Raw genomic sequence first — 3,504 nt, forward strand, 5'->3', positions numbered from 1 at the left:
GTAAAACGAAGGTTCACTGGGATGCGCTGGGACTGCAAGACCCGGCGGCGACCTCGTCCGCACCATCAATCGAAGATATTCGTCGTCAAATCATCTCAGCCTCAAGCGCTGGCCTGAGTCCTGAGTCCCTCGCCCGCTCGCAAACAAAAGGCGTGTCCCGTCCAACGGTTTCCAAGACAGCGGTATCCACTCCGAAGCAGAGGATTCGTTCATAGGGGATCTCGGCATTACCCCGCCTATCGAAAGGAGAACATCATCGCAGGAATAGGAAAAACAACTACCGGCAAACGGGATCGCGAACGAGCGCGGCAACAAAAGCAGCGAGAGAAGGAGGCGCGACGCGCTCAACGCCAGGCCAACAAGCGGACCCCGGGTGCGACACAAGAAGGGGAAGACCCCGATCTCGCGGGTTTACGTTGGGGGCCTCAAGCTCCACTGTATTGACGGCTTGTGAGATTTTGCGAGGTATGGCTTAAAGAAAAGGCATGCCCGCGACGTATCGTCCAGAAGAGCAGGTTGTGAGAGAAGAGCCATTGCACGCCGGAGCGACAAGCACACATCGCGACCTCACTGAGCGGACAGAGGACGGTGTCAGCCTCACTATCACGTGCACGTTGCTGAGGCATGGCAGATCTATGTGTTTCCTTCGGAATTTCGCCCAATGGCTCGTTCAGAATCCACTCGCTACAGCAGCCGTACTGTACATGACCGGCATCATGAGCGTCCTCGTCTATACAATATCGAGATACGAGATCAGCATGAGTCTCGTTGGAGTATGACCGCGTTTTAAATGGGGGTCCGATCTTGGATAAACGCGTTGTGTATGTAGGCGGCCTCACAGATGGCACGTCCGATAATGAGCTCCGCGACCTATTGGGGCCGTATGGCGCTGTGGCATGCACCTCTGTCATCCGGCACAAGCATAGTGGAAAATCAGCCGGCTATGGATTCGTAGAGATGGGGACAGAGGAAGAGGCATTGCGTGCGGTGGTTGGCCTCGAAGGTGTACTCTTTCATGGCAATTGCCTGCGCCTCTTCGTCATGCCATATTACTCCCTTGACAGCAACGCGTTGGTCCCACACCCGAAGGAGCCCCTCGAATGAGCCGTCTCAACTTAGATCCGCTGATGACCTTTCCCGATGGATCGCAGCTGGTGATCAGCACACAGCAGTCAGTCGAGGGGGAGTTCTCCTGCGTGTTATACAGCGCCATCGTCGGCAACGATGACCACATCACGTTTAAAGTGCTCTCGCACGACTTTGCCGCGTCGACCTGCATGAGCGCGCAAGAGTCCGCCTATGGCTATGCCCTCCGATATTATCCGAGTGCGGCGACGGTCCTCAAAAAACCACCCTATTTGGTCTGGCATGGACCACGCTCGTCAGGCAGCCAGTGATCTCTCTTCCGGCGTGCGAGTGAATGTCTGACAGCCCATAGCTATTCCTCATCGAAACTGAGTATACTAGCACTGTTTCAGTGCGCCGGGCCTCGCATGAAACGTGTTCAAAACGGCCTGTCACCGATATTGTTCTTAGCGAGAATTCTGATCGGAAGCCTGGCCGGAGCCTTTGGCTCTCCCTTCCCCTCCGTGAACTCTTCTCGTAAACAATGTCTTTACTCGAAGGAGGATTTCCATGGGTTCGAAGCTTTACGTCGGAGGGTTGCCATATTCGGCGACCGAACAGCAGTTGAACGAAACGTTCGGAGCGCATGGCACGGTGGCCTCGGTGAGGATCATTGCTGACAAGTTCACCGGACAGTCGCGTGGATTTGGTTTCGTGGAGATGTCCTCGGATGCTGAGGCGCAAGCCGCGATCACGGCGCTGCATGGCACCGAGATGGGTGGCCGCACGTTAACGGTCAATGAAGCGAAACCGATGGAACAGCGTTCCGGTGGTGGCGGTGGATTCGGTGGCGGCGGTGGCCGTCCCGGCGGAAAGCGCGATCGCTGGTAAGCGATTAACGCTGATTGAAACGCCAAGGGGCTCTCCGGCTCACGCTTTCCGAAGCAGCTCCTTGCTGGCATTACGCGGCGCGGCCTGAATTCGTCCCGAACATTGGATGATAAGGTCCGCCGGGTAAGGTATTGAGAGCTCACATCCCATGAGGGGATTTCCACGCCCTGAACGCGGCTTTTCCGCAAGCCGCCGATCGTCTTCATCCAGCCAAAAAATTGTCGACCTTTTTGCGCAAGCGTTGGCTCAGGCGATCACTCTCGTGCCGCATGGTCGGCCATCCAAGCCGGGGTGCGTCGGCCGCGAACACATGCAAGGTGAGGCCGAATCCCGCGCCGTCGCAGATGCTGAACGAAGTCGCGACGGTGATAGCCCTTGTCCGCCCTAACGGTGTCGGACGGATCCCAGGTCGAGCCTGCCGGCGCAGCATGGCCAGGGCGGTGTCCCGTTCTGCGGTGGCGACCCAAATGCCTGTCTAACGGATAGATTCAAAAGTGACGTTGCCGACGATTTCAACGAGACGATGCGTCCTGAGAGAGTGGATCGACTCAGACCGTGAACCGTTTGCGGCGCTGAATGCGGACCCACGAGTAATGGAGTTCTTTCCAGCACCATTGACTCCGACGCAAAGCGCCGCGCTCCTTGAGAAGAACAGCGCGCATATTGCTGGTCATGGCTTCGGACTCTGGGCGGTTGAGGTACCAGGTGTTACGGCCTTCGCCGGTACTGTCGGGCTGTTAGTCCCTGGATTCAACGCTCCCTTCACACCGTGTATTGAGATGAGTTGGCGGTTTGGCTTTGACGCATGGGGCAATGGCTATGCGTGCGAGACCGCGCTCGCAGTTCTCTCCTTTGGATTCCACAATCTGAATCTTCCCGAGATAGTTTCCTTTACCGCGTACCGTAATCATCGCTCACGCCGTCTCATGGAACGCATTGGTATGGAATATTCACGCTCAGAGGATTTTCACCATCCGAATCTTCCACCTGAGCACCATCTCTCGCTCCACGCGCTTTACCGTCTCAAGCGCCAGAATTTCAGGCCTGAAGGCTTATCTCAAAAAGTAGAAAAGTGGAAGTGAACTCATCCGATCAAGGGTGGTACTACCAGGGGCGACGTTTATGCCAAGTGATTATGTAAGATTGGCAGATCACGATTTTCGATCCTTCCGTTTCCCGAGTTCGGGAGTGTCATAGACCAACTTGGCCCGTTCCTGCTCGGACCAGAGTCGCACGCCATAGGTTTCTTGTAGTTTCCTGCTTGGCTTTCTCGTCGCCTTTCCACCAGGGTATTTTCCCATTGCCTTTACTTTCAATGTGGCCGAGAATGAATATATATTTTAGCCACAACTGCCGACGGCCTCATGGAAGGCCCGACCGCCGCCACTTGTGAGAAAGGCGGTCGTCCATGGCAGACCTTTCACAATCATCCGCGCAGAACCACATTTCGAATACCCTGAGTTTCTGTGACCGTCTTTCCCCGACTGACCCGGTAATTTCCGCTGCTGAGAAACGACAAATTTGTACGGATATGATCCATCGACTAGA

7 protein-coding genes are annotated in these 3,504 nt (G+C 55.6%); 5 read left to right on the forward strand and 2 right to left on the reverse strand.

Going from position 1 to position 3,504, the window contains the following annotated elements:
- The 4 genes from ACOSYY_RS10320 to rbp all read left to right on the forward strand — a co-directional run.
- Positions 1-215 (forward strand): hypothetical protein (locus ACOSYY_RS10320; protein WP_421662253.1); only part of this gene is annotated, 215 nt, incomplete at its 5' end.
- A gap of 604 nt (positions 216-819) precedes the next feature.
- Positions 820-1,104 (forward strand): RNA recognition motif domain-containing protein, encoded by a 285-nt coding sequence (locus tag ACOSYY_RS10325; protein WP_421662262.1) that lies wholly within the window; start codon positions 820-822, stop codon positions 1,102-1,104.
- On the forward strand, positions 1,101-1,397 hold the full coding sequence (locus tag ACOSYY_RS10330) for a hypothetical protein (RefSeq protein ID WP_421662254.1): 297 nt from the start codon (positions 1,101-1,103) through the stop codon (positions 1,395-1,397). Before ACOSYY_RS10325 ends, ACOSYY_RS10330 begins: the two co-directional genes overlap by 4 nt.
- A gap of 238 nt (positions 1,398-1,635) precedes the next feature.
- Positions 1,636-1,956 carry an RNA-binding regulator gene (rbp, locus tag ACOSYY_RS10335; protein ID WP_421662255.1) on the forward strand — a complete coding sequence of 107 codons (321 nt, stop codon included), beginning with the start codon at positions 1,636-1,638 and terminating at the stop codon, positions 1,954-1,956.
- 202 nt (positions 1,957-2,158) lie between these two features.
- On the opposite strand, the gene ACOSYY_RS10340 is transcribed toward rbp, so the two are convergent.
- Positions 2,159-2,386: a hypothetical protein gene (locus tag ACOSYY_RS10340; RefSeq protein ID WP_421662257.1), complete on the reverse strand. Its 228-nt coding sequence runs from the start codon at positions 2,384-2,386 to the stop codon at positions 2,159-2,161.
- A 64-nt stretch (positions 2,387-2,450) separates the two neighbouring features.
- Between ACOSYY_RS10340 and ACOSYY_RS10345 the strand changes: the two genes are divergently transcribed.
- On the forward strand, positions 2,451-3,038 hold the full coding sequence (locus ACOSYY_RS10345; RefSeq protein ID WP_421662259.1) for a GNAT family N-acetyltransferase: 588 nt from the start codon (positions 2,451-2,453) through the stop codon (positions 3,036-3,038).
- 69 nt (positions 3,039-3,107) lie between these two features.
- Here ACOSYY_RS10345 and ACOSYY_RS10350 read toward each other — a convergent pair whose 3' ends face one another.
- Positions 3,108-3,257, reverse strand: a complete 150-nt coding sequence (locus ACOSYY_RS10350; RefSeq protein ID WP_421662261.1) for a hypothetical protein — start codon at positions 3,255-3,257, stop codon at positions 3,108-3,110.
- Between the last annotated feature and the right edge of the window lie 247 nt (positions 3,258-3,504).

It is taken from the genome of Nitrospira sp. BLG_2, from assembly GCF_049222245.1.